We start from the raw sequence: 25,426 nt of genomic DNA on the forward strand, positions 1-25,426 counted from the left end.
CTGTTCGTTAGTGGAGTCACAAGTTACCTTCGGCTGGCAGCGAGATGGTGAACCGTTGACTGCACTAGAATGGATCGATGGCATGGGCGCGCCACAATAATCTGCGCCCGAAACAAGACAACGTATATAGAGATTTTTGATGGCTGCGGTTGGTTCGAGGACCCGGCCCGCACTGAGAGGAGTTCCGGCATGGCTGATTTCCGGGGTCGTGAAGGACGAGACGACAGGGGTGCAGGCCGAGGCAACTACGACCGTTCGGGTGCTGACCGCTTCAACGAAAGAGGAGATCGGAAGCGCCCCGAGAACGAGCACCGTAGTAAAAACCGGTCGGGTACCGACGGCGGCTACCGTCCGCAGGGTGATCGTCCGCGTCAGGAGCGTGGTGAGAGGCGCGACTTTGGTGATCGTCCGCGTCAGGATCGTGGTGAGCGCCGTGATTTTGGGGATCGTCCGCGTCAGGATCGCGGTGAGCGCCGTGATTTTGGGGATCGTCGTTCACAGGGTGATCGTCCCCGCCAGGAGCGTGGTGAGCGTCGGGACTTCGGTGATCGCCCGCGTCAGGAGCGTGGTGAGCGTCGGGACTTCGGTGATCGCCCGCGTCAGGGGCGTGGTGAGCGCCGTGATTTCGGTGATCGTCGTCCGCAGGGTGATCGTCCCCGTCAGGACCGTGGTGAGAGGCGCGACTTTGGCGACCGCCCGCGTCAGGATCGTAGTGAGCGCCGGGACTACAGTGACCGTCCCCGCCAGGACCGTGGTGAGCGTCGGGACTTCAGCGATCGCCCGCGTCAGGAGCGTGGTGAGCGTCGGGACTTCAGCGATCGTCCCCGTCAGGAGCGTGGTGAGCGTCGGGACTACAGTGACCGTCCGCGTCAGGAGCGTGGTGAGCGTCGGGACTTCAGCGATCGCCCGCGTCAGGATCGTGGTGAGCGTCGCGACTTCGGTGATCGTCGTCCGCAGGGTGACCGTCCGCGCCAAGACCGCGGCGATCGCCCCGTCGGCCGGTCGGCTGGCCCACGCGAGCACAATGCCAAAGACCTCCGCAGCGCAAACCGAGTGGACCGCCCGCGTTCGCCCGAGATTGACGAGGATGTTTCAGGATCGGAGCTGGACCGGGTTACCCGCGCACAGCTGAGAACCTTGGAATCGAAGAATGCTGAGTGGGTGGCCAAGCATTTGGTGATGGCGGGCCGGCTTCTAGACGAGGATCCGGAACTGGCCTTCCAGCACGCCTTGGCCGCGAGCCGTCGGGGCGGACGGATGGCGCCTGTGCGCGAAGCCGTGGGCCTGACTGCGTACGCGGCCGGCCACTATGGCGAGGCACTGAGGGAGTTCCGTACGTTCCGCAGGATCAGCGGTTCCAACGAGCATCTGCCCATCATGGCCGACTGCGAACGTGGACTGGGGCGCCCGGACAGGGCGCTGGAACTGACCCGTTCAGAAGACGCTGAATCACTTGATACGGCCGGCAAGGTGGAACTGGCTATTGTGGCCTCCGGTGCACGGTCCGATCTGCAGCAGTATGACGCAGCCGTCGCAGCTTTGGAGATTCCGCAGCTGGACCGCAACCGGGCTTTCTCCTACAGCCCGCGGCTCTTCCGCGCCTACGCCGACGCTTTGGACGCAGCCAGCCGCGGTGATGAAGCGCAGCAGTGGCGGCGGCAGGCAGTCGTGGCAGAGAATGCCCTCGGCGTTGGTGATTTTGCCGAGCCCGAAATCGTCGACTTGGTCGGCGAGGAAGCGGAGCCGGTCGGCAGGCCGCTCCAGCGCACCGCAGAGGAACGCGTTGGTGCCGGCGAGGTTCAGCCTGCGGACGCTAGCGAGGCTGCGGGCGCCAGCGAGGCTCTCGATGCCAGCGAGGTGTCCGCCCCTGACGCCGAGCCAGCTGACGCCGACGTATCCGGATCCTCCCAGGACGCGGAGACTGCGCCGACGGACGTGGCTCCGGCAGATGAACCACACGAGGAGGCCGACGCCGTGGCTGCAACCGAGGCCGACGAAGCGGACACTCCGGCCACACCGCACACGCCGGACAGCAGGGACGATGACCAGTAGTCCGCTGATCTCCGGCTACGACGCCGTGCTGTCCGACCTGGACGGAGTCGTCTACGCCGGGCAGCAGGCCATCCCCGGAGCTGCAGAAGCGTTGGAGCGTCTTGCGGACACCGAAACGGCGTTGGGCTACATCACAAACAATGCGTCCCGCTCGTCCGAACAGGTAGCCGCGCATTTGCGCGAGCTCGGCGCGCCGGCCACGGCCGATCAGGTTTTCGGATCGGCACGTGCCGGCGCGCTGCTGCTGGCCCGGCATGTGCCTGCGGGCTCCAAAGTGCTGATCACCGGCAGCCAGACGTTGGCCGATGAAACAGCGGCGCAGGGATTCATCCCGGTTCGCTCTGCCCTCGAAGCGCCATCGGCTGTGATCCAGGGGTTCGACCCGGCGCTGGGGTGGAAGGAACTGGCTGAGGCCTCCTTTGCGATTGCCTCGGGCGCCTTCTGGGTCGCCACCAATACGGATATGACCATCCCCCGGGAGCGCGGCATCGCGCCCGGAAACGGCGCATTGGTTGCCGCCGTGGGGGCAGCCACCGGTGCGGAGCCGTTGGTCGCGGGGAAGCCGGAAGCCGGCATCTTTACGACGGCGGCGGCAGCGCTGGGTGCCCACCGTCCACTGGTGGTGGGGGACCGCCTCGACACGGACATCTTGGGCGGAAACAATGCCGGCTTGGACACGGCCGCGGTGCTCACGGGCGTGGATGGGCCGGAAGCGGTCCTCGGCGCCCGCACAGCAGAACGGCCACGCTACTTGCTCGGCAGTCTGGCTGAACTGTATCTGCCCTACCCTGCGGTTGTCCGCGACGGCGCCGGGTTCCGCTGCGGTGACGCGACGGCCGCCGTCGAGAATGGTGGACTCCGCGTTTCCGGCAGCCGGGACGATGTGGACACGTGGCGGGCAGCCTGCGCGGCATGGTGGGACGCCCATCCGGACCAAGCCACGGCGGCCGCACCTGAGCTGGTCGGCTGAACGCCGCCACTACACTGATCATGGCGGTTGAGTACACCGGCCGATGCAAGGGAGGAAAGCTTGGACCTGCCAGAACCTCGGGACAGCGGCGACCAAACGCCGCCGCAATGGCCCGCCACAGCTGAGCCGACCGCCGACGAGTCCGTGGACGACATTGTCGCCGAACTGGCGCAGATTCCGGACCTCCCTGTCAGCGGGCACGAACACGTGTACCAGCGGATCCACGACGGTTTGTTGGCCGATTTGGAGACCGAGGCTGATTGACCCGATGCCCAGACTCGACCAGGAGCTAGTATCGCGGGGGCTGGCGCGTTCCCGCACGCATGCGGCCAAACTCATCGCGTCAGGCCGGGTCAGCCGCGCCGGAACTGTCATCACCAAGGCATCGGCTGCGGTCGGCCCGGAGGAGCCTCTGGACGTAGCTCCCGATGCGGGCCCCGACTACGTCAGCAGGGCCGGACACAAGCTGGCCGGCGCGCTGGCAGCTTTCCCCGCCGTGGACCCGGCCGGTTTGCGCTGCCTCGATGCCGGCGCCTCCACCGGCGGGTTTACCGACGTGCTGCTGCGCAACGGAGCCCAGGAGGTTGTGGCCGTTGACGTGGGGCACGGCCAACTCGTTGAACAGATCCGTGCGGACAGCAGGGTCAGGGTGTTTGAAGGCATGAACGTCCGGTACCTCGACGCCGGGGAGATCGGCGGGCCGGTGGATCTGACCGTCGCGGACTTGTCGTTCATCTCGCTGACCCTGGTTGTTGAAGCCTTGGCCAACGCCACGCGACCCAACGGAAACCTCCTGCTGATGGTTAAGCCGCAATTTGAGGTGGGCCGGGAAAACCTGGCGCGCACCGGCGTCGTCGGTTCAGAAGCCGAACGATTCCGCGCGGTGAAGAACGTGGTGTCCTCGGCCCTCGAAACGGGTCTGCAGGTGCGCGGGTTGGCGGTCAGTCCTCTTCCCGGGCAGGACGGAAACGTTGAATATTTCCTGTGGATAAGCCTTCCGCCGGGCAATCGGGAGCGCAGAACAGGTAGTGTGCTGGAGGGGGAAGTGAACGCAGCGATGGCCAATTTCCCACAGGGGTCCAGCCCATCGCCGGACCAGATGGACGAACCGAGAGGGCAGGAACCGGGAGTGGAGCGATGAGCCGGCGGATTCTGGTGCTCGCGCACACCGGACGGGTAGACGCCATGGCGGCTGCCCAGGAAACCTGTGCCCAACTCCATGCCTCCGGGCTGGTTCCAGTCATGCGCCGGGAAGACATCGCGCCCATCCGGGAAACCTATGGGGACCTGGCCGTGCCCTGCGAGACGCTGGATGAAGACGTCAGTCTCGACGCGGTGGACCTCGGCATGGTGCTGGGCGGCGACGGAACCATCCTCCGGTCGGCCGAGCTGGTCCGGGACTCGGACGTTCCGCTGCTCGGGGTCAACCTGGGACACGTCGGCTTCCTGGCCGAGAGTGAACGGGCGGACCTCGCGCAGACCGTCCACTGGGTGGTCAACCGCCAATACACGGTGGAAGAGCGCATGACCATCGACGTCCAAGTGTGGCTGGGCAAGCGCAAAATCGGGCACACGTGGGCGCTGAACGAAGCCGCGGTGGAAAAGGGCGATCGGCAGCGGATGCTCGAGGTCGTCGTTGAAGTCGATGCCCTGCCGATCAGCTCGTTTGGCTGCGACGGCGTGGTAATGGCGACTCCGACCGGCTCGACGGCCTATGCCTTTTCGGCGGGCGGGCCGGTGGTCTGGCCGGAAGTGGAAGCCCTGTTGATGACACCGATCAGTGCGCACGCCCTGTTCGCCAAACCGCTGGTAGTTGCGCCGACTTCCATCATGGCGGTGGAAGTCCTGAGCCGCAGCGACGCCAACGGAGTGCTGTGGTGCGACGGACGCCGCAGCCTGGAGCTGCCGCCGGGATCCCGGATCGAGGTGACCCGTTCGGACAAACCGGTGCGGCTGGCCCGCACCCACCTGACCCCGTTCTCTGAACGGCTGGTCCGCAAGTTCGAGCTTCCCACGTCGGGGTGGCGCGGACCCGTCAGCCCCTCGGAGGAACAGCCGCCGACGTCGTCCCTGCCGACGGTCCGCACGGTGGAGCCGCATTACACCCAGCCGGGCGGGAGGGACTGACATGATCGAGGAAATCAGGATCCGCAACCTCGGCGTCATCACCGAGGCCACGCTGCCGCTGGGACCGGGCCTGTCCGTGGTGACGGGCGAAACCGGCGCCGGAAAAACCATGGTGGTCACCGCGCTTGGCCTGCTGCTGGGAGCCCGCGCCGACGCCGGAGCAGTACGCAGCGGGGCAGCGAACGCCGTGACCGAGGCAGTGGTCCGGCTGGCCGCGGACAGCCCCGCCCTTGCCCGGGCCGGTGAAGCCGGGGCTGACATGGACGAATTCGACGGCGGAGCCGAACTGATGCTCGCCCGCACGGTAAACGCCGACGGCCGCAGCCGCGCGCATGTGGGCGGACGCGGAGCCCCGGTGGGAACGCTGGCAGAGATCGGCGGCCACCTGGTGGCGGTCCACGGACAAACCGACCAACTGCGGCTCAAGAGCCAGCAGGCGCAACGTGAGGCGCTGGACAAGTTCGCCGGGCCCGCTTTGTCGGAAGCCTTGACCGGGTACGCCGGGTCATTCGTCCGCTGGAAGGAAGCCAAGGCCGAGCTGGAGACCCTGCGGACCGAAGCGCGGGAACGGCTGCGGGAGGCCGAAGCCCTGCAGTTGGCCCTCGAGGAAATCGACGGGCTGGACCCGCAGCCCGGCGAAGACGACGCGCTGAAGGCTGTGGCCGTGAAGCTGGCGAACGTCGAGGAACTGCGGGCGGCTGCCACGCTGGCACACCAGGCCCTGGTGGCCGAGGAATTCACCGACTCGCTGGACGCAACGGCGCTGGTCGACGCGGCGAAGCGGTCGCTGGAGCAGGTCCAGGACGAAGATGCCGAGCTGGGACGGGCCGCCGCTCGATTGGCCGAAGTGGGGATCATCCTGGCCGACGTGGCCGCGGAACTCGCCAGCTACGGAGCCTCGCTGGACAGTGAAGGACCGGGCCGGCTGGAGGAGGTCGAAGCGCGCCGCGCCGATTTGGCGCGGCTCGTCCGCAAGTACGCGCCCAGCATCGATGAAGTGCTTGAGTGGGCCGCCCAGGCCCGCAACCGGCTGGACGAGCTGACCGACGATTCCAGCAGGATCGAACGGCTGGAAGCGGAAGTGGCCGGACTGGACGCGGCGTTAGCCACCCAGTCCGCCGAGGTCACGGCGCTGCGCCGGAAAGCTGCCGCCGAACTGGGCCACCGGGTGGGCACGGAGCTGTCGGCGCTGGCCATGGCCGAGGCCGAACTGGTGATCGAGATCGAGCCTGCGCCGGCTTTGGCGGCGCACGGGGCCGACGTCATCACGTTTCTCTTGAAACCGCACCGTGGCGCTCCGCCGCGCCCGCTGGGCAAGGGCGCGTCCGGCGGCGAGCTCTCCCGCGTGATGCTGGCCATCGAAGTGGTGCTCGCCGAGGTGGACCCGGTGCCGACCTTCGTCTTCGACGAAGTGGATGCCGGCGTGGGCGGTAAAGCTGCCGTTGAGATAGGCCGCCGCCTGGCCATGCTGGGGCGCTTCGTCCAGGTGATTGTGGTGACCCACTTGCCCCAGGTGGCAGCGTTCGCCGACCAGCACATCAGGGTGATCAAAACGGCCGGCAGCGGCGAGGGCGGAATGACCGCCAGCGACGTACGCCTGCTCGACGACGAGGAGCGGGTGACCGAATTGGCCCGTATGCTCGCCGGCCAGGAAGAATCCGAATCCGCCCGCGCCCATGCCCAGGAACTGATAGACGGGGCCAGGGCGCTGTAGCATCCGCTGCAGACAGGACCAGCCCCGCCGCCGGCGGGGGAAGAAGTTGACCGCGCTTGGCGTGTGTTCGCACACTCGAGGGCGGTCGGAGCGGCCTTGAGATCCGAGGGCGTCCAGAAAGGTGATAGGCTCGAATTCCGTGGTGCAGCGAACAAATTCCCGGTTTTCCAAGTCGTCCAAGACGACCAAACACATCTTCGTCACCGGCGGCGTGGCGTCCTCGCTCGGGAAGGGACTGACGGCTTCCAGCCTCGGCCACCTGCTCCGTGCACGCGGCCTCTCCGTGACCATGCAGAAGCTCGATCCCTATCTGAACGTGGATCCGGGCACAATGAATCCCTTCCAGCACGGTGAAGTGTTCGTCACGGATGACGGCGCCGAAACCGATCTGGACATCGGACATTACGAGCGGTTCCTGGACGAGAACCTGGACGGCTCGGCCAACGTCACCACCGGCCAGGTGTACTCCACGGTGATCGCCAAGGAACGCCGGGGCGAATACCTCGGTGACACCGTCCAGGTCATTCCTCACATCACGGATGAGATCAAGCGCCGGATGCGTCTGCCCTCCGAACCGGCCGCGGGCAAAAAATCCCCGGACGTGATCATCACCGAGATCGGCGGCACGGTGGGCGACATCGAGTCGCAGCCGTTCCTGGAAGCGGCACGCCAGGTCCGCCAGGACGTCGGACGCAACAACGTCTTCTTCCTGCACGTGTCGCTGGTGCCCTACATCGGTCCGTCGCAGGAACTGAAGACCAAGCCCACCCAGCATTCGGTGGCCGCCCTGCGTTCGATCGGTATCCAGCCCGACGCCATCGTGATCCGCTCTGACCGTGAGGTCCCCGCCGCGATGCGGGAAAAGATTGGCCGGATGTGCGACGTGGACAGCGATGCGGTGATCGGCTGCCCGGATGCGCCGAGCATCTACGACATCCCCAAGACGCTGCACTCGCAGAACCTGGACGCGTACATCGTCCAGCACCTTGACCTGAAGTTCAAAGACGTCAACTGGTCGAAGTGGGACCAGCTGCTGGCGGCGGTCCACAACCCGCAGCACACCGTCGAGGTGGCACTGGTGGGCAAGTACATCGACCTGCCCGATGCCTACCTTTCGGTGACCGAAGCACTGCGCGCGGGCGGATTCGCCAACCAGACCCGGGTGAAGATCCGCTGGGTCCCCTCCGACGACTGCGCCACTGACGAAGGCGCTGCCGCCGCACTCGACGGCGTGCACGCCATCTGCGTGCCCGGCGGCTTCGGCATCCGCGGCCTGGAAGGCAAACTCGGCGCGCTCAAGTTTGCCCGCGAGCACAAGCTCCCCACCCTGGGCCTGTGCCTGGGCCTGCAGTCGATGGTGATGGAGTACGCCCGCAACATCGTGGGACTCGAAGATGCCTCGTCTACCGAGTTCGATCCGGACACCAAACACCCGGTGATCGCCACGATGGCCGAACAGCTGGACATCGTCGAAGGCAAGGGAGACCTGGGCGGCACCATGCGCCTGGGGCTGTACGAGGCCGCCCTGCAGTCGGGCTCCGTGGTGGCCGAGACCTACGGCAGCACCAAGGTCAGCGAACGCCACCGCCACCGGTACGAAGTCAACAACGAATACCGCGACCAGCTCGCTGCTGCCGGCCTGGTGTTCTCCGGTACCTCGCCGGACGGCAAGCTGGTGGAGTTCGTTGAGCTGCCCCGCGATGTGCATCCGTACTACGTCTCCACCCAGGCGCACCCGGAACTGAGTTCGCGCCCCACGCGGCCGCATCCGCTGTTCGCCGGCCTGATCGCCGCCGCCTTGAACCATGGCAACGCCAAGGCACCGGCAAAGTCCGGAGTCTGACGTGCCGGTACAGCCGGATGCCTTCGCCGATGTCCCGGATCCGCGCCCGCTGGTGGATCGCCGGACGGTGTACCGCGGCAGGATCTGGGACGTGGTCAGCGATACCTTCACGCTGGGCAAGGACGACGGCGCCACGCTGGTGCGCGACTACATTGCACATCCCGGTGCGGTGGCCATCCTCGCGATGGACCGGGAAGGGCGCGTTCTGCTGTTGAAGCAGTACCGCCAGCCCGCCGAGATGTCGCTGTGGGAGATCCCGGCGGGCCTGCTGGACCTGGACGGCGAGGACTTCGTGGACGCCGCAGCGCGGGAATTGGCCGAGGAAGCGGACCTGGTGGCCGGCCGCTGGAACGTGCTGGTGGATTTCTTCAATTCACCCGGATCCTCCAGCGAGGCGATCCGCATTTACTTGGCCAGGGACCTCTCCGAGGTTCCCGAAGACCAGCGGCATGAGCGCACCGAAGAGGAAGCCGAGATCGAACACCTCTGGGTGTCACTGGACGATGCAGTGGACGCCGTCATGGCAGGCCGGCTGCATAATCCCTCGGCGGTGGCCGGGCTGCTCGCGGCGGCCCGGGCCGCCGGCACCGGCTTCGACAACCTGCGACCGGCGGATGCTCCCTGGCCGGAGCATCCCAGCCAGCGACCCGGCGGCGCCGCTGGCTCCGGCCGGGACTGAGCACCTGTGATGCCGGTGCAGGCCCCGCCAGCCAAGGGCGACGAATTCACCGCGACAGCGCTGGGCCGCGCCGCGGGAGACTACCTGCAGCACATGGCGGTGGAACGCGGACTGGCCGCCAACACCGTCGCGGCCTATCGCAGGGACCTGGGCCGCTACTTGAGGTTCCTCCAGGAACGGTCAATCGGTGAGCCGGCCGCGGTAAGCCGCCACGATGTCACGGCGTTCGCCCAGGCCCTGTCCGACGGGTCCGACGGCGACGCCGCGCTGAGCGTCAGGTCGGCGGCCCGGACCATTGTGGCCGTGCGCGGCCTGCATAAGTTCTGGACCCTGGAAGGCATCACGGAGACCGATCCGGCCACCGACGTCCATCCGCCGATGCCCGGCAAACGCCTGCCCAAGGCCATCTCCGTGGCCGAGGTGACCCGGATCCTCGAGTCCGCCGGCTCGGACAGTGCCACGGGCCTGCGTGACCGGGCACTGCTGGAGTTCTTGTACGCGACCGGCGCCCGGATCAGCGAAGCGGTGGGCCTGGACGTTGATGATGTCAGCGCCGAACCGCAAGGCGACGGCCCCGCCGTCGTCCGCCTTTTTGGCAAGGGATCGAAGGAGCGGTTGGTGCCGCTGGGCTCCTATGCTGCGCAGGCCGCCGACGCGTACCTGGTCCGTGGCCGGCCGGCACTGGCCGCCAAGGGTCTCGGCACTCCGGCCCTGTTCCTGAACGCCCGCGGCGGCCGGCTGAGCCGGCAAAGCGCTTGGACCATCCTGAAGGCGGCCGCGGAGAAAGCCGGCATCACACAGCCCGTTTCCCCGCACACCCTGCGGCACTCTTTCGCTACCCACCTGTTGGAGGGCGGCGCGGATGTCCGCGTGGTGCAGGAGATGCTGGGCCACGCATCCGTCACCACCACGCAGATCTACACGCTGGTCACCGCCGATACGCTGCGCGAAGTTTACGCCGCCGCGCACCCGCGCGCCTTGGGCTGAGCCGGCGTCGCGGTGCGGCCGGACACCCGATCCGGACTAGACTCGCTCCCATGACCGTTGCCGTTGCCCTGTGCTTCCTGCTGAGGGAAGAATCCGGGCAGAGCTACGTGCTGCTCGGCCGGAAGAAGACCGGCTTCGGCCTCGGGAAGGTCGTTGGCGTCGGCGGAAAACTAGAAGCGGGGGAGTCCGGGCGCGATGCTGCCTGCCGGGAGATGCAGGAAGAGACCGGGGTGCAGGTCAGCGTCGAGGACCTGGAACCGGCCGGCCGGATCTTCTTTGACTTTCCGGCGCGGCCGGTGTGGAGCATGGACACCGCGCTCTTCGTCGCTCGGCGCTGGACCGGCGTGCCGGTCGAGTCGGCGGAAATTGCCCCGGCCTGGCACCGCGTGGACCAACTGCCACTGGGGCTGATGTGGCAGGACGCCGGGCATTGGCTACCGCTGGCCCTGTCGGGGGATCAGCCGCGGCTGCGGGTGGTGATGCGGTCCGATAACGAGACGGTGGCCGACGTCGAGCATCTCGACACCGGCCACCGCGTGGGCTGGCAGTTTTAGCGGCCCAGTTCCCGCTGGCCGGGCCCGTTGTATTCGCTGAGCGGGCGGATCAGCGAGTTGGCTTCCAACTGCTCCATGATGTGCGCGGTCCAGCCGGTGATCCGGCTGGCCACGAACAGCGGGGTGAAGATTTCTGTGTCGAAGCCCATCAGGTGGTAGGTGGGTCCGGCGGGGTAGTCCAGGTTCGGCTTGATGTTCTTCGCTTCGCCCATCGCAACTTCCAGCCCGTCGTAGAGTCCAAGGATCTCGGGGCGGCCGTAGTGGTCGATCATCTTGTCGAGGGCGGCCTTCATGGTCGGCACCCGGGAATCGCCGTGCTTGTAGACGCGGTGACCGAAGCCCATCACCTTCTTCTTTTCCGCCAGTGCCTGCTCCATCCAGGTCCGGGCACGCGCGGCTGCCTCCTCGCGGGATTCGTCCGTGCGGATGCCGATCTGCTCGAACGTGTGCATCACCGCTTCATTGGCGCCGCCATGCAGCGGTCCTTTCAGCGCCCCGATGGCCCCGGTAACGGCCGAATGCAGGTCGGACAGCGTTGAGGTGATGACCCGTGCGGTGAAGGTGGAGGCGTTGAACGAGTGCTCGGCGTACAGGATCATCGAGACGTTGAACGCGTCCACCACATCCGGGGCAGCCTCTTCGCCGAAGGACATCCAGAGGAAGTTTGCGGCGTAGCCCAGGTCCTCGCGCGGTTCCACCAGGTCCTGGCCGCGGCGCCGGCGTTGGTCGTAGGCCACCACCGCCGGGAACGCGGCAAAGAGCTCCAGTGCCTTGGCCATGTTCGCCTCCGGCGACGAATCCTCGGCCAGCCGGTGGCGGGCGCCGATCACGCTGGCGGCCGTGCGGCAGACGTCCATCGGGTGGGCCTGGGCCGGCAGCGAATCGATGACCGACTTCACCACCGGGTCCAGGGCGCGGCCGCCGCGTTCGGCCGCGGTGAAGTCCCGCAACTGGTCCGCGTCAGGGAGCTCTGAGTTCCAGAGCAGATACGCGACCTCTTCGAAGCTGCAGTGTGCGGCCAGGTCCTGGACCGGGTAGCCGCGGTACAGCAGCGAGTTGGTTTCCGCGTTGACCTTGGAGATCTTCGTCGTGTCGACGACGACGCCGGCCAGCCCTTTGTGGATCTGCGGTGCTTCAATGGTTGCATCCGTGCTCATGGCGACTCCTATGTCTTGTGGTCAGTGCTGACCGGGCACTTGGAAATTGAATACAGAGGTGTCGAATTGGTTATACGCCTCATAATCCACCAATTCGTACAAACGCGCACGGGTCAGCATCTGCCCGACCTGTGATTGCTGGGTTCCGTCGGCCTTGATCGCGTCCAGGGTCCGCCCGGCGGCGCCCATTGCACTGCGCAGCAGCGTCACCGGGTAGATGACCATGTTCACGCCTGCCCCGGCCAGCGCCTCGGCGGTGAACAGATCGCTCTTGCCGAATTCGGTCATGTTGGCCAGCACCGGGACGTCAACGGCTTCGCGGATGGCAGCGAATTCCTCCAAGGTGCGCATGGCCTCCGGGAAGATGGCGTCAGCGCCGGCGTCGACCAGCGCGCGGGCGCGGTCTTGGGCTGCAGCCAGGCCGTCCACGGCCCGGATGTCGGTGCGTGCCATGATCAGGAAGTTCGGGTCGCGGCGGGCATCGGCGGCGGCCCGGATCCGTTTGCTGGCGGTCTCCAGGTCCACCACGTTCTTGCCGTCCAGGTGGCCGCAGCGTTTGGGGTTGAACTGGTCTTCGATGTGGCAGCCTGCCAGGCCGGCGTTTTCCAGTTCCTGCACCGTGCGGGCCACGTTCATCGGTTCACCGAAGCCGGTGTCGGCGTCCACCAGGGCGGGCAGGTCGGTCATCCGCGCGATCTGTCCGGCGCGGGTGGCGACTTCGGTCAGCGTGGTCAGTCCGATATCCGGCAGGCCCAGGTCATTGGCCAGCACCGCGCCGGAGATGTAGACGCCGTCGAACCCCTTCTCCTGAATCAGCCGTGCCGAGAGCGGATTGAACGCGCCCGGGAACTGCTGCAGTCTGCCGGAGGCCAGGGACTCTCGCAGCGTCCGGCGCTTCTGCTCGGGTGTGGTCGCGGAGTAGAGCATTTAGAACAGCCCCTTCGGACCGGCGGAGAGGTCGATGACCCCGTCGGCGGCCTGGATGTTCAATTGGTCCAACTCGCCGGCGGCCAGTTCCGGCAACCGCTCGACGGCGGCCAGGAACCTGTCGATTTCTGCCTCGTCGACAATCCCGGCGGCGAGCGTGCGCAGTTTGTTGACGTACTGCTCCCGGGTGAACGGGCGGGCGCCCAGCGGATGGGCATCTGCTACGGCGATCTCGTCCTTGATGATCGTGCCGTCGGCCAGCGTGATCTCCACCGAGCCGCCGAACGCCTTTTCGGCGATGTCCAGCGAGTGGTAGCGGCGGGTCCACTCCGGGTCTTCCTCGGTGCTGACCTTGTGCCACAGCGCTACGGTGTCCGGCCGGGCGGCCCGCCCGGGGGCGTAGGAGTCAACGTGGTGCCAGGCGCCGTCCTGCAGTGCCACGGTAAAGATGTACGGGATCGAGTGGTCCAGGGTCTCGCGCGAAGCCGTCGGGCTGTACTTTTGCGGATCGTTGGCACCGGAACCGATCACGTAGTGCGTGTGGTGGCTGGTCTTGATCAGCACGGACTTCACGTTGTCCGCCTCGGTGGCTTCCGGGTGTTCGCGGTGCAGCTTGCGGGCCAGGTCAATCCAGGCCTGCGCCTGGTATTCGGCCGAGTGTTCCTTGGTGTAGGTGTCTAGGATGGCGCGCTTCGCTTCGCCCGGAGCCGGCAGCGGGACGTCGTAGGATGCGTCCGGCCCGTCCAGCAGCCAGGCAATGACGCCGTCCTCGCCTTCGTAGATCGGCACCGGTGAGGTCTGGCCGCGCATCGCCCGGTCCACAGCCTCCACCGCCATCTTGCCCGCGAAGGCAGGCGCATGCGCCTTCCAGGTGGAGATTTCGCCCTTGCGCGACTGGCGGGTCGCCGTCGTCGTGTGCAGCGCCTGGCCCACGGCCTGGAAGATGGTCTCCACGTCCAGCCCCAGCAGTGTTCCGATGCCCGCGGCGGCCGAGGGCCCCAGATGCGCCACGTGGTCGATCTTGTGCTTGTGCAAGCAGATGGCCTTGACCAGGTCCACCTGGATTTCGTAGCCGGTGGCGATGCCGCGGAGCAGGTCGCGGCCGTTCGACCCCACATGCTGGGCCACCGCGAGGATCGGCGGGATGTTGTCGCCCGGGTGCGAGTAGTCAGCGGCCAGGAACGTGTCGTGGTAGTCGAGTTCCCGCACGGCCACGCCGTTGGCCCAGGCCGCCCACTCCGGCGAGGTCTTCTGCGGGATGCCGAAGATGCCGGCGCCGTTTCCGCCGCCGGAGACCGGGTGGCTCAGCGCCTGGGCACGCGCGGCGACGATCGGGCCCCGGTTCAGCGACGCGATCGCCACCGAAGCGTTGTCGATAATCCGGTTGATCACCATCTCGGCCACGTCGGCCGAAACCTCCACCGGGTCGGTGGCCACCTGGGCGATCTTGTAGGCGAGCTGGTCCTCGCGCGGCAGGTTCTCTTCACTGCGGTAGACGCGCACTTTGTGGTCGACGGTCATTAAACTGTCCTTTCGGCTGGCAGATCGGGTCGATGGTGTGGATCGGTGGACTTGAAATGTTCCAGGCTCTGGTGCAGGTGGATCCTGGTGGCCGCCGCTGCCACCTGGCCGTCGCCGTCGGCAATCGCGCCGGCGATGTTGGCGTGTTCGGCGGCCGAGGCCAGCAGCCGGGCCGGATTGTCCCGGGCGAGCCGCCGGATCCTCACCAGATGGACGCGGAGGTTGGCCATCGCCTGGCGCAAGTAGGTGTTTCCTGCCGCGTCGTCCACGGCGGCATCCAGCCGGCCGACCAGTTCGTAGTAAGCCTGCGGATCCGGCGCAGAACCGCGCAGCGCCTCCGCGGCGGCAAGGAACTCCTGCTGCAGCTGTCGGAAAACGGCCGGCTCGCCGCGCACGGCAGCCAGGGCCGCCGCTTGGCATTCCAACGCTGTGCGCAGTTCGAACAGCTCGGTGACGTTGGCCAGCGAGATGGCGGCGACGACGACGCCGCGTCCCGCATGGGGGGCGGTCAGTCCTTCCGCGTTCAGCCGGCCCAGTGCCTCGCGCAGGGGAGTGCGGGAGATGCCCAGCCGTGCCGCCTGCTCAACCTCGCCCAGGACGGTACCGGGAGGCAGCCGCCATTCGACGATGTCCTCCCGCAGGGCCCAGTAAGCCCGCTCGCTGGCCCGGAGGGGCTGCCCGCTGTGCGACGACGGCGCATGCTGTTCAACGATTCCCACCACCCCACTGTATACATGAGAGTGCCAATCGCGCCAGAGATCGCCTCAACAATCCCGATTCGGACTAGTTTTGTATACACATAGCCAGTGAAGGCTCGAGTACTAGTGGCCGGAAGGGCGCCACCCCTAGACTGTGTCGATGTGGTGTGGATCACCACACCATCCCTTCACGCAGAATGCAGGTGAGAGCAATGGCCGGACGCGTCGTGCACTTCGAAATTCCCGCGGAAGACCAGGACCGCGCGAAAGAGTTCTACACCGCCGCCTTCGGCTGGGACATCAACACGATGCCGGAGATCGACTACACCTCGCTGGGAACCGCCCCCACCGACGGCCAGGGCATGCCCACCGAACCCGGAGCGATCAACGGCGGCATGTTCCGCCGCGAGGGCGAGCTGACCGGCCCGATTATTACCATCGACGTTGACGATATCGACGCCGCACTGGAAAAAATCGGCAGTCTTGGTGGTTCGACGGTCACGGCCAAGGGTGCGGTGCCGCAGATGGGGTACTTCGCCTACTTCCGGGACACTGAAGGGAACGTGATGGGCCTGTGGCACACCGATCCCTCCGCCGGATAGCGGCCTGAAGCTTCGCTCAACACTGACGGATTGTGGTCCCGCACGTCAGTGCTGCGTTCTGTGCTGCGCATGGCCGGTTGACCTGCCACGACGGCTCCAAACCTTCGACCTCTACTAGAAGCTAAAGGCTCGCCGGTCGTCAGCGTCCTGTCGATTGATCGCAAGAACGTCGCTGTAACCTTGTCAGGAAGAAGTACAGCAGCGAAACGATGGAAGCTGGGTTTGATACGTGAGCAGCGAACAAGGTTCGACAACCACTCTGCGGCAAGCGGACGAGGATGTCCTGGGCCCCACCGGCCGGCCGCTGACCGAGTTCCCCGAACCGCCCGCCCTGGCCTCGCACGGCCCGGCGCGGATCGTGGCCATGGTCAACCAGAAAGGCGGCGTGGGTAAGACCACGTCCACCATCAACCTTGGCGCTGCCCTGGCCGAGGTCGGCCGCAAAGTGCTGCTGGTAGATTTCGATCCGCAGGGTGCGCTGTCCGCCGGGCTCGGCACGAATCCGCATGAGCTGGACCTGACCGTCTATAACGTCCTGATGGACCGCAAGACCGACATCCGCGAGGCGATCCAGCCCACCGAGGTGGAGAACATCGACCTGCTGCCGGCGAACATCGACCTCTCCGCCGCGGAAGTGCAGCTGGTCAATGAAGTCGCCCGCGAGCAAGTCCTGGCGCACGCGCTGCGCAAAGTCGAAGACGACTACGACATCATCCTGATTGACTGCCAGCCCTCCTTGGGCTTGCTGACCGTCAACGCGCTGACCGCGGCCCACGGCGTGATCATTCCGCTGATCTGCGAGTTCTTTGCCCTGCGGGCAGTGGCACTGCTCGTGGAAACCATCGAGAAGGTCCAGGACCGGTTGAACCCGCGGCTTCAGATCGACGGCGTGCTGGCCACCATGTACGACCCCCGCACGCTGCACAGCCGCGAAGTGATCGGCCGCCTGCTGGAGGCGTTCGGCGACAAGGTCTTCGAAACCGTCATCAAGCGAACGATCAAATTTGCGGACGCCACGGTCGCCGCCGAGCCGATCACCAGCTACGCCGGCAACCACGCTGGTGCAACCGCCTACCGCCAGCTGGCCAAGGAGCTTATTTCGCGCGGAGGCGCCCCCTGATGACGCTGACGCCGGCAGGCGAGCTGCCTGCTGGCCGTCCTCCGGCAGGTCAGGAAACAGCGCCGGCCGGCCCGGACGGCGACCCGAAGGCGGCCGGATTCGCTGTGACCTTGGACAACTTCAGCGGTCCGTTCGATCTGCTGCTGGGACTGATTTCCAAGCACGAAATGGACATCACCGAAGTGGCGCTCTCCCGCGTCACCGACGAATTCATTTCCTATATCCGCGGCCTGCAGGCCGACGGCAACGATAAAGCCCTGGACGAAGCCAGCGAGTTCCTGGTCATCGCAGCGACCCTGCTGGACCTCAAGGCCGCCCGGCTGCTGCCGACCGGCGAGGTCGAGGACGATGAAGACATCGCCCTGCTCGAGGCCCGCGACCTGCTCTTTGCCCGACTGCTGCAGTACAAGGCCTTCAAGGAAGTCGCGGCGCTCTTGGGACAGCGGTTGGCCCGCGAGGCCGACCGCTTTCCGCGCCAGGTTTCGCTGGAACCTCACTTTGCGGCCCTGCTGCCGGAGCTGGTCTGGCGCACGCCGCTGGCGGAGTTCGCCGCGTTGGCGGCCAAGGCGCTGGAGCCCAAGGAACCCGCCCCCACCCAGGTGGGGCTCTCCCACCTGCATGCGCCGCCGGTCAGCGTGAAGGAGCAAGCCGCCCTGCTGGGCGCCCGGCTGCAGGCCGGGGCGCCGCTGTCCTTCCGCTCGCTCACCGCAGACGCGGACAGCACGCTCGTGGTGGTCGCGCGCTTCCTGGCGCTGCTGGAGATGTTCCGCGACGCAGTCATCGCGTTCGACCAAGCTGCGCCGCTGGGTGAGCTGACGGTCCGTTGGACCGGCCCGGATTCCGAATGGACCGGCGAGAACCTCAGCGAAGAGTATGAAGACATCCCGGTGGCGGAGACCGCCACCGACGGAACGGAGGAGACCCATGACTGACCCGGCGGTGGACGCGGCGGCAGGGCCGGAGATCGACGTGGATCAGTTGCCCGGCGGCGCCCGTGCCGCCTTGGAAGCGGTGCTGATGGTCATCGATGAACCCGCCTCGGAGATCGAATTGGCCACCGCCCTGTCCCTGCCGGTGGACACGGTCCACGCCCTGCTGCTGGAGCTGCAGCAGGATTACGACGGCGGCGCCTCCTCGTCCGGGCTGCCCGCCAGCGCGCCGCGCGGCTTCGAGCTCCGCAACATCGCCGGAGGCTGGCGCATCTTCTCCCGCAGCGAGTTCGCCCTGCTGGTGTCCGGCTTCGTGCTGGAAGGCCAGACTGCCCGGCTGACCCAGGCTGCCATGGAGACGCTGGCGGTCATCGCCTACCGCCAGCCGGTCTCCCGTGCCCGGGTTTCCGCCATCCGCGGAGTGAACGTTGACTCGGTGGTGCGGACGCTGACCCAACGCGGGCTGATCGAGGATTCCGGCACCGATCCGGAGACCGGAGCCATCCTGTACCGGACCACCTCCTATTTTCTGGAAAGATTGGGGATAGGAAGCATCGGCGAACTGCCGGAGATCGCCCCGCATCTGCCGGGGCTGGAAAACCTGTCCGAGTACGACGACGCTTCGCTCTAGACTGCCGGCAGCCGGCAGCGCCAGATCAATGACGTAGTTCCCACGGGTAAGGATCCACCATGACACAACCGCCTCGTTCCGGTTCCGGACGGAATAATCCCCGCGGCGGAAAGCGTCCCGGCGACGCCCCCCGTCCGGACGACGCCCCGCGCCGGTCGGAAGGCGGCTCTGCCCAGGGACGCGGCCGGCCGGGCCAGGGGGGCGGTGCCGGCGGCGCAGGCCGGACCAGTGCCGGCAAGCCGGGCGGCGGCCGTTCCGGTGCCGGGCGGGACCAGGGCCGCACTGAATTCGGCAAGAGTGCCGGTCAGGCTGGCGCCCGCAGGGGAGCGGCCGATGCAGGAGCAGGCAAGCCGGGAAGCCGCAAGCCGTCGACGGCGGGCGCTGGCGCAGGCAAGCCGGGCACCGGCAAACCGGGCGTCGGTAAACCGTACGGCAGCAAGGCCGCCGGCAAGTCCGGTGCGGGCAAGGCCCGCGGTGCGAAGCCGCAGCGCCCCGCCGGGCCCAAGGCCTTCGGCCGTGAGCGCTTCGGCCAGAATCTTGGTCCGGTGAGCCGGGCCGACCGTCCCGCGCGCTCTGGCACCGGCGCAGTCTCCGACTTGCACGACCCCGAGGGAGTGCGCCTGCAGAAGGTCCTCGCCGGGGCCGGTGTCGCCTCGCGCCGTGTGTGCGAAGAACTGATCCAGGCCGGCCGGGTTGAAGTGGACGGCGTCGTGGTGCGCGAGCTCGGCGTGCGGGTGGATCCCGCCCGCGCCATCATCCACGTAGACGGTATCCGCGTGCAGATGGACGAGACCCTGACGTACCTGGTCTTCAACAAGCCCAAGGGTGTTGTCTCCACGATGGAGGATCCCGAAGGGCGCCCGTGCATCAGCGACTACCTCAAGCCCCAGCAGGGTCAGCGGCTGTTCCACGTCGGCCGGCTGGACCAGGCCACGGAAGGCCTGCTGCTCCTGACCAACGACGGCGAACTCGCCAACCGCCTCACGCATCCGTCCTACGAGGTCCCCAAGACCTATTTGGTGCAGGTCCGGGGACCGATGGCCCACGGTGTTGGGGCACAGATGAAAGCCGGCATCGAGCTGGAAGACGGCGTTTCCTCCGTTGATTCGTTCAAACTGGTGGACTCCACGCCCGGCCACGTCCTGGTGGAAGTTGTGCTGCACTCGGGTAAGAACCGCGTGGTGCGGCGCTTGTTCGACGCCGTCGGCCACCCGGTGGAACGGCTGGTCCGGATCCAGGTCGGACCGATCCGGCTGGGCGATCAGCGCCAAGGCAGCATCCGTGCCTTGGGCCGCCAAGAGGCCGGGCATCTGCTGGCATTGGTGGGGATGTAGCCGGTGAATCCAGCACATGTCCAGGCTACCCATTTGTCCGGACCGGTCCTGGTGATCGGCACCGGGCTGCTGGGAGCCAGCATCGGCCTGGGCCTGCGTGCCCGCGGCATTGACGTCCTGCTGTCTGATCCCTCGCCGTCGGCCCAGGCCGTGGCCCAGGACATCGGCGCCGGACGCGTCTTGCCGGCGGGCGAACATGTGAAGCCACAGCTGGTGGTCGTCGCGGCACCGCCGGACGTTACCGCCGCGGTGGTGTCCCGTGCCCTTCGCGATTACCCGGACGCCGTCGTCGTGGACATTGCCAGCGTCAAGACGGCCGTCTTCGAGGCCCTGGCCAATGATCCGGACCTGACCGAGGCCGACCTTGGCCGCTACGTCGGCACCCACCCGATGGCCGGCCGCGAGAAATCGGGTCCGGTCGCCGCCCGCGGCGAGATCTTCACCTCGATGCCATGGGTTTTGTGCCCGTCGGAACTTTCCTTGCCCGGCGCCGTGAAGACGGCCCAGGCGCTCGCCATCGACCTGGGCGCGGTGGTTTCGCGGATGTCCGCGGACGAACATGACACGTCCGTGGCGCTGATCTCGCACCTGCCGCAGGTGATGTCCTCGCTGCTGGCCAGCCGGCTGCAGGACACGCCGGCTCATGCCTTGTCCCTCTCCGGCCAGGGCTTGCGCGACGTCACCAGGATCGCCGCCAGTGACCCGGCCTTGTGGGTTCAGATCCTTGGCGCCAACGCGGCCCGGCTGGTGGATATCCTGTACGGCGTCCGCGAAGACCTGGAACGGCTGATCAAAACTCTGGAACAGCCGGAGGCCGACGGTGCCCGGCTGGACATGGCGCAGTTGATCAGCGAGGGGAACGCCGGCCAGGCACGGATCCCTGGCAAGCATGGTGCTCCGCCGCAGGCGTTCGCGTGGATGACCGTGCTGGTGGACGACACCCCCGGCCAAATCGCCCGCTTGCTGACTGAAATCGGCGAGGTGGGCATCAACCTGGAAGACCTCCGACTGGAGCACTCGGCCGGCCAGCCGGTGGGGCTCGCGGAAATCGCGGTGCTGCCCAGCAAGCGCCACGAACTGATCGATTACTTAACCTCACATGGATGGAAGGTTGTGCAATGAGCGCGGCGGAAGTGGACATGGCCCGTTACCGGCAGGGTAAGGCCCTGGTGGTCGCCATCGACGGGCCGTCGGGCTCCGGCAAGTCGTCCGTCAGCAAGGAAACCGCTCGGCGGCTGCACGCGTCCTATCTGGACACCGGAGCGATGTACCGCGCCGTAACCTGGTACTGCGTCAACACCGACGTGGACTTGGCCGATGCTGCCGCGGTCGAGCGGGCCTGCAAGGAAGTGGACCTGCAGATCAGCACCAACCCGGACGACGAATTCGTGCGCATCGGCTCGACCGACATCACCGACGAGATCCGCGAGCCGTCCATCTCCGCCTCGGTCAGCGCTGTGGCCACCACGCTGGGCGCCCGCGCCGAACTGGTCCGCCGCCAGCAGCAGATCATTGCCGATTCAGGCCGCAGGATTGTTGCCGAAGGTCGCGACATCACCACGGTCGTCGCGCCCGACGCGGAGGTGCGGCTGCTGCTGACCGCCAGCGAGGAGGCACGGCTGCGCCGACGCGGCCTCCAACTGGGCGGAACACAGAGCGAGGCCGACCTGCATGAGCAGGTGCTGGCCCGCGACGCCAAAGACTCGACGGTGGTGAATTTCTCCGAAGCCGCCGACGGTGTTTTCACCGTGGATTCGTCCGATCTGGACTTCGAACAGACCGTGGAAGCGGTGCTCGCCGTCGTGCGGCATGCCGCGCACTGAGCCCGCCCGCGCCGGGGGATTCACCGCCCCGGTCCGCTGGGGTCCGCGGTGGGGCCGGCCGGTCGGCAAGGTGCTGGACCATCTGGTCTACCGGACCCGGATCCATGGCCGCGAGCATGTTCCAGCCGCCGGTCCGGTCATCTTCGCGGCCAACCATCTGAGTTACCTGGATGGACCGGTGATGGTGGGGGCGGCACCGCGCCACATGCATGTGCTGGTCAAGCAGGAGATGTTCAGCGGCTTCCTCGGCAAGGTCCTGCAGTACTCGGGCCAGATCCCGGTGGACCGCAGCGGTGACCGGGCAGCACTGACTGATGCCAAGGCCCTGCTGGAGGAGGGACGCTGCATCGGCATTCTGCCTGAAGGAACCCGAGGGGCCGGGGACGCCGCCGAGGTCAGCTCGGGGGTGGCCTGGCTGGCGTTGAACAGCGGTGCTCCGGTAGTGCCGGTGGCGGTGCTCGGTACCCGGATCAGCGGTGAGCACCGGGACGCCATCCCACGGCCCGGCCGCATCTTCCACGTGGCGTTCGGTGCACCGCAGACCTACCGGCGGCTGCCCTCGGCGTCCGGCCGTGTTTCAATGGACACTGCAGCCGAAGCGATCCGCCGGCAGTTGTCCGGCCATGTCCGGCGCAGCGAGGCGTTCACCGGGCAGCGGCTTCCGGCCACCCCACCCGTGACAACACTTTGAGCAAACGGCTTGCAGCCTACCCAGAAGGAACAGACGATGAGTGAGACCCAGCCCGGACCCTCCCCGGCGGAACGGCCGGCCGACGAGGAATACCGTCCGGCGGGCGAAGACCAGATCGCCGAGCACATGCTTGCGCTCGACGACGACGATGCCGAACTGCGGGCGGCGTCGCTGCGGGCCGGTCTGGCCGAGTACGAACTTGATGATGAAGACGCCGCGCTGCTGGCCGCCGGCGACGAGCCCATCTCCGACGAAGAACCGCTGCATGTGGCACCGGTGCTGGCCATCGTGGGCCGGCCCAACGTGGGCAAATCCACCTTGGTAAACAGAATCTTGGGCCGGCGCGAGGCCGTCGTCGAAGACACCCCGGGAGTCACCCGCGACCGCGTCTCCTACTCAGCGCACTGGAACGGACGCCCCTTCACACTGGTGGACACCGGCGGCTGGGAACACGACGCCCGCGGAATCCACGCCCGTGTAGCCGACCAAGCCGAGATCGCAGTGGACATGGCCGACGCAGTCCTGCTGGTCGTCGACGCGAATGTGGGCGCCACGGCCACCGACGAGGCAGTGGTGAAGATGCTGCGCCGGAAGAAGAAGCCGGTCATCCTGGTCGCCAACAAGGTGGACGACATCGCCCAGGAAGCGGAGGCGGCAACACTCTGGGGCCTGGGGTTCGGCGAGCCCTACCCTGTGTCGGCGCTGCACGGACGGGGCGCGGCGGACATGCTCGACGCCGTCATGGACGTGCTGCCGGAATTCTCCGCCTACGGGGGACTGGAGCGTACCGGCGGTCCCCGCAGGATCGCGCTGATCGGCCGCCCGAACGTGGGCAAATCGTCGCTGCTCAACAAACTGGCAGGCAGCGAGCGGGTGGTGGTCGATTCGTTGGCCGGAACCACCCGCGATCCAGTCGACGAGATGATCGAACTCGGCGGCCGCACGTGGCGGTTTGTCGACACAGCCGGCATCCGCCGCCGCGTGCACATGCAGCAGGGCGCCGATTTCTACGCTTCGCTGAGGACGCAGGCCGCGCTCGAAAAGGCGGAGGTCGCCGTCGTACTGCTGGCCGTGGATGAGGTGCTCAGCGAGCAGGACGTCCGTATCCTGCAGTTGGCCATCGACTCGGGCCGCGCGCTGGTGCTGGCCTTCAACAAGTGGGACCTGCTGGACGACGACCGCCGCCGCTACCTCGAACGCGAGATCGAGCAGGACCTGGCCCACGTGGACTGGGCCCCTCGGGTCAACATTTCGGCCAAGACCGGCTGGCACAAGGACAGGCTGGTACCCGCGCTGGACCGCGCGCTGGAGTCCTGGGACAAGCGCATTCCCACCGGGCGGCTCAACGCGTTCCTGGGTGAACTGGTGGCTGCCCATCCGCACCCGGTGCGTGGCGGCAAGCAGCCCAGGATCCTGTTCGGCACGCAGGCGTCCTCCCGGCCGCCTAAGTTCGTCCTGTTCACCACCGGCTTCCTGGATCCGGGCTACCGCCGGTTCATCACCCGACGGCTGCGTGAAACCTTCGGTTTCGAAGGCACCCCGATTGAAGTCAGCATGCGGGTCCGCGAGAAGCGGGCACGCAAACGCTGACACGGCATGTGGCTGCCGTCACGCGTGTCGGCAGCCGCATGCTCATGCCATTCCGCGTGGTCATGGCAGGCGCAAAAATGCTGTACAGTATTTGAGGTGGTTCCGCCGGATGCATGAAGGCGGAACTTCGGGTTGTGGCGCAGCTTGGTAGCGCACCTGACTGGGGGTCAGGGGGTCGCAGGTTCAAATCCTGTCAACCCGACAAACGAAAGCCCTGATGGACGAGTCCCATCAGGGCTTTGTCGCGTCCGGGGAAGGGCTGTCCCGGTCCTTCCCCGCCCGGAGCGTGGCAGGTCAGCACGCCGGGTGCAGGGCACCCATCCTCCGATCCGGACAGCCGAGGTTATGCGGAGAGGATGGCGTGTGGCCGCCGGTTCTTGGGCCCAGATGTCGCCGGTGCCTTCCCCATTAGCTTGTGCAGGGCCTTGTGTGCCTATACTTTCAGCGATGGTGGGGAATTCGCTTCCTTGCCTGCAGCAACTGGACGTCCATGGTGCGAGAAAGGCAACCGATGAGCAACATTCCCGCCGACCTGAAATACACCGCTGAGCATGAGTGGGTGGCTGCCGCCGATGCCGAGGGCACTGTGCGCCTGGGCATCACCGACTTTGCCCAAGACGCCCTCGGCGACGTGGTCTATGTGCAGATGCCGGAAGCCGGCTCCTCCATCACCGCCAACGACGTCGTTGGCGAAGTGGAATCGACCAAGAGCGTCAGCGACATTTACGCTCCGGTGAGCGGCGAAGTCGTGGCCGTCAACGACGCGCTGGAGTCCGATCCGGCACTGATCAACTCCGACCCGTACGGCGAGGGCTGGCTGCTGGAGGTCAAGCTTTCGGATCCGGGAGCACTGGAGACCCTGCTCAGTGCCCCGGAGTATGAACAGCAGGTAGGCTAGAGCTACCGGTACCAATCCCACGGCCAGCCGGTCTTTGACCGGTTGGCCGCTACATTTTTACGGAGGATCTATTGATGGTGGGCGATGCTCGCAACGCCACGAACAGCGGGAACGGCGACGGCCGGCACCCGGAGGCGAATGCGGAAACCACATCCATCTTTTTGCCGCCGCAGACCCTGGTCCACGCAGCCAAGCCGATGCTCAGCCCCGAGGAGGAAGCATCGGTAGCAGCGTTGCCGGCAGGGTCGGCGCTGCTGATCGCCCACGGCGGCCCTAATGCCGGTGCGCGGTTCCTGCTCGACCAGGACGTCACCACTGCTGGCCGGCACCCGGATGCGGACATCTTCCTGGATGATGTGACGGTCTCCCGCAAGCATGTCGAGTTCCGCCGGTCGGGCGACGGCTTCATGGTGGTGGACTCGGGCAGCCTCAACGGCACCTACGTCAACAACGACCGGGTGGACAGCTTGCAGTTGCGGACCGGCAATGAAGTCCAGATCGGCAAGTTCCGCCTGACCTTCTATGCAGGCATGGCGGCAAAGGGGCAGGGCTAACCGGTGCCCGCGTCCCAGCCAGCGC

26 protein-coding genes and 1 tRNA gene are annotated in these 25,426 nt (G+C 66.9%); 23 read left to right on the plus strand and 4 right to left on the minus strand.

Translation table 11 applies throughout. The features are described 5' to 3' along the window. Positions 1–208 precede the first annotated feature (208 nt). The 11 genes from ACMX2H_RS16685 to ACMX2H_RS16735 all read left to right on the plus strand — a co-directional run bounded on the left by ACMX2H_RS16685 (position 209) and on the right by ACMX2H_RS16735 (position 10,926). Positions 209–1,132, plus strand: coding sequence for a hypothetical protein (locus ACMX2H_RS16685; protein WP_414962079.1), 924 nt, complete (start codon positions 209–211; stop codon positions 1,130–1,132). Positions 1,133–1,161: 29 nt separating this feature from the next. Further along, positions 1,162–2,052 (plus strand): hypothetical protein, encoded by an 891-nt coding sequence (locus tag ACMX2H_RS16690; RefSeq protein ID WP_414962081.1) that lies wholly within the window; start codon positions 1,162–1,164, stop codon positions 2,050–2,052. Next, the gene (locus tag ACMX2H_RS16695; RefSeq protein ID WP_414962083.1) at positions 2,042–3,022 is read left to right on the plus strand and encodes an HAD-IIA family hydrolase; all 981 of its coding nucleotides are present in this window, start codon (positions 2,042–2,044) and stop codon (positions 3,020–3,022) included. The genes ACMX2H_RS16690 and ACMX2H_RS16695 overlap by 11 nt, the downstream gene beginning before the upstream one ends. Positions 3,023–3,082: 60 nt before the next feature. Further along, a complete protein-coding gene (locus ACMX2H_RS16700) occupies positions 3,083–3,286 on the plus strand; it encodes a hypothetical protein (protein ID WP_414962085.1) in 204 nt (67 codons plus the stop codon). Between the two features lie 4 nt (positions 3,287–3,290). Then, positions 3,291–4,163 (plus strand): TlyA family RNA methyltransferase, encoded by an 873-nt coding sequence (locus ACMX2H_RS16705; RefSeq protein WP_414962087.1) that lies wholly within the window; start codon positions 3,291–3,293, stop codon positions 4,161–4,163. Further along, a complete protein-coding gene (locus ACMX2H_RS16710) occupies positions 4,160–5,149 on the plus strand; it encodes an NAD kinase (protein WP_414962089.1) in 990 nt (329 codons plus the stop codon). Before ACMX2H_RS16705 ends, ACMX2H_RS16710 begins: the two co-directional genes overlap by 4 nt. 1 nt (position 5,150) lies before the next feature. Beyond that, on the plus strand, positions 5,151–6,863 hold the full coding sequence (gene recN, locus ACMX2H_RS16715; RefSeq protein WP_414962090.1) for a DNA repair protein RecN: 1,713 nt from the start codon (positions 5,151–5,153) through the stop codon (positions 6,861–6,863). A gap of 121 nt (positions 6,864–6,984) precedes the next feature. Then, positions 6,985–8,706, plus strand: a complete 1,722-nt coding sequence (locus ACMX2H_RS16720) for a CTP synthase (protein ID WP_414962092.1) — start codon at positions 6,985–6,987, stop codon at positions 8,704–8,706. Between the two features lies 1 nt (position 8,707). After that, the gene (locus ACMX2H_RS16725; protein ID WP_414962094.1) at positions 8,708–9,385 is read left to right on the plus strand and encodes an NUDIX domain-containing protein; all 678 of its coding nucleotides are present in this window, start codon (positions 8,708–8,710) and stop codon (positions 9,383–9,385) included. A gap of 9 nt (positions 9,386–9,394) precedes the next feature. Continuing rightward, positions 9,395–10,372: a site-specific tyrosine recombinase XerD gene (gene xerD, locus ACMX2H_RS16730; RefSeq protein WP_414962096.1), complete on the plus strand. Its 978-nt coding sequence runs from the start codon at positions 9,395–9,397 to the stop codon at positions 10,370–10,372. 50 nt (positions 10,373–10,422) lie between these two features. Then, positions 10,423–10,926, plus strand: a complete 504-nt coding sequence (locus ACMX2H_RS16735; protein ID WP_414962098.1) for an 8-oxo-dGTP diphosphatase — start codon at positions 10,423–10,425, stop codon at positions 10,924–10,926. On the opposite strand, the gene ACMX2H_RS16740 is transcribed toward ACMX2H_RS16735, so the two are convergent. Genes ACMX2H_RS16740 through ACMX2H_RS16755 form a run of 4 tightly spaced genes read right to left on the minus strand, consistent with a single transcriptional unit; the run spans position 10,923 to position 15,250 of the window. Next, positions 10,923–12,083, minus strand: coding sequence for a bifunctional 2-methylcitrate synthase/citrate synthase (locus tag ACMX2H_RS16740; RefSeq protein WP_414962099.1), 1,161 nt, complete (start codon positions 12,081–12,083; stop codon positions 10,923–10,925). The two genes, ACMX2H_RS16735 and ACMX2H_RS16740, sit on opposite strands and share 4 nt — an antisense overlap. A gap of 21 nt (positions 12,084–12,104) precedes the next feature. After that, positions 12,105–13,010 carry a methylisocitrate lyase gene (gene prpB, locus ACMX2H_RS16745; RefSeq protein WP_414962100.1) on the minus strand — a complete coding sequence of 302 codons (906 nt, stop codon included), beginning with the start codon at positions 13,008–13,010 and terminating at the stop codon, positions 12,105–12,107. After that, a complete protein-coding gene (locus tag ACMX2H_RS16750; RefSeq protein WP_414962102.1) occupies positions 13,011–14,531 on the minus strand; it encodes an MmgE/PrpD family protein in 1,521 nt (506 codons plus the stop codon). It abuts the gene before it with no gap. Continuing rightward, positions 14,531–15,250 carry a GntR family transcriptional regulator gene (locus tag ACMX2H_RS16755; RefSeq protein ID WP_414962104.1) on the minus strand — a complete coding sequence of 240 codons (720 nt, stop codon included), beginning with the start codon at positions 15,248–15,250 and terminating at the stop codon, positions 14,531–14,533. The genes ACMX2H_RS16750 and ACMX2H_RS16755 overlap by 1 nt, the downstream gene beginning before the upstream one ends. 191 nt (positions 15,251–15,441) lie before the next feature. On the opposite strand from ACMX2H_RS16755, the gene ACMX2H_RS16760 reads away from it, so the two are divergent. The 12 genes from ACMX2H_RS16760 to ACMX2H_RS16815 all read left to right on the plus strand — a co-directional run bounded on the left by ACMX2H_RS16760 (position 15,442) and on the right by ACMX2H_RS16815 (position 25,401). Next, positions 15,442–15,831, plus strand: a complete 390-nt coding sequence (locus ACMX2H_RS16760; protein ID WP_414962106.1) for a VOC family protein — start codon at positions 15,442–15,444, stop codon at positions 15,829–15,831. 229 nt (positions 15,832–16,060) lie between these two features. Next, positions 16,061–16,951, plus strand: coding sequence for a ParA family protein (locus ACMX2H_RS16765; RefSeq protein ID WP_136785039.1), 891 nt, complete (start codon positions 16,061–16,063; stop codon positions 16,949–16,951). Next, the gene (locus tag ACMX2H_RS16770; RefSeq protein WP_414962108.1) at positions 16,951–17,883 is read left to right on the plus strand and encodes a segregation and condensation protein A; all 933 of its coding nucleotides are present in this window, start codon (positions 16,951–16,953) and stop codon (positions 17,881–17,883) included. The genes ACMX2H_RS16765 and ACMX2H_RS16770 overlap by 1 nt, the downstream gene beginning before the upstream one ends. Then, positions 17,876–18,511: an SMC-Scp complex subunit ScpB gene (gene scpB, locus ACMX2H_RS16775; protein ID WP_414962110.1), complete on the plus strand. Its 636-nt coding sequence runs from the start codon at positions 17,876–17,878 to the stop codon at positions 18,509–18,511. Before ACMX2H_RS16770 ends, scpB begins: the two co-directional genes overlap by 8 nt. A 59-nt stretch (positions 18,512–18,570) precedes the next feature. Next, a complete protein-coding gene (locus ACMX2H_RS16780; protein WP_414962111.1) occupies positions 18,571–19,845 on the plus strand; it encodes a pseudouridine synthase in 1,275 nt (424 codons plus the stop codon). 33 nt (positions 19,846–19,878) lie between these two features. Next, positions 19,879–20,967 carry a prephenate dehydrogenase gene (locus ACMX2H_RS16785; RefSeq protein ID WP_414962113.1) on the plus strand — a complete coding sequence of 363 codons (1,089 nt, stop codon included), beginning with the start codon at positions 19,879–19,881 and terminating at the stop codon, positions 20,965–20,967. Further along, positions 20,964–21,668 carry a (d)CMP kinase gene (gene cmk, locus ACMX2H_RS16790; protein WP_414962115.1) on the plus strand — a complete coding sequence of 235 codons (705 nt, stop codon included), beginning with the start codon at positions 20,964–20,966 and terminating at the stop codon, positions 21,666–21,668. The genes ACMX2H_RS16785 and cmk overlap by 4 nt, the downstream gene beginning before the upstream one ends. Next, positions 21,655–22,359, plus strand: a complete 705-nt coding sequence (locus ACMX2H_RS16795; RefSeq protein ID WP_414962117.1) for a lysophospholipid acyltransferase family protein — start codon at positions 21,655–21,657, stop codon at positions 22,357–22,359. The genes cmk and ACMX2H_RS16795 overlap by 14 nt, the downstream gene beginning before the upstream one ends. Before the next feature lie 36 nt (positions 22,360–22,395). Continuing rightward, positions 22,396–23,949 carry a ribosome biogenesis GTPase Der gene (gene der / locus ACMX2H_RS16800; protein ID WP_414962119.1) on the plus strand — a complete coding sequence of 518 codons (1,554 nt, stop codon included), beginning with the start codon at positions 22,396–22,398 and terminating at the stop codon, positions 23,947–23,949. Positions 23,950–24,077: 128 nt separating this feature from the next. Beyond that, positions 24,078–24,151 (plus strand) — tRNA-Pro (locus tag ACMX2H_RS16805). 309 nt (positions 24,152–24,460) lie between these two features. Next, the gene (gene gcvH, locus ACMX2H_RS16810) at positions 24,461–24,847 is read left to right on the plus strand and encodes a glycine cleavage system protein GcvH (protein WP_127514488.1); all 387 of its coding nucleotides are present in this window, start codon (positions 24,461–24,463) and stop codon (positions 24,845–24,847) included. Between the two features lie 74 nt (positions 24,848–24,921). After that, positions 24,922–25,401 (plus strand): FHA domain-containing protein, encoded by a 480-nt coding sequence (locus ACMX2H_RS16815; RefSeq protein WP_414962121.1) that lies wholly within the window; start codon positions 24,922–24,924, stop codon positions 25,399–25,401. The last annotated feature ends 25 nt before the right edge of the window (positions 25,402–25,426 follow it).

Origin of the sequence: Arthrobacter sulfonylureivorans, from assembly GCF_047607445.1 — a bacterium.
Taxonomy (GTDB): Bacteria; Actinomycetota; Actinomycetes; order Actinomycetales; family Micrococcaceae; genus Crystallibacter; species Crystallibacter sulfonylureivorans_A.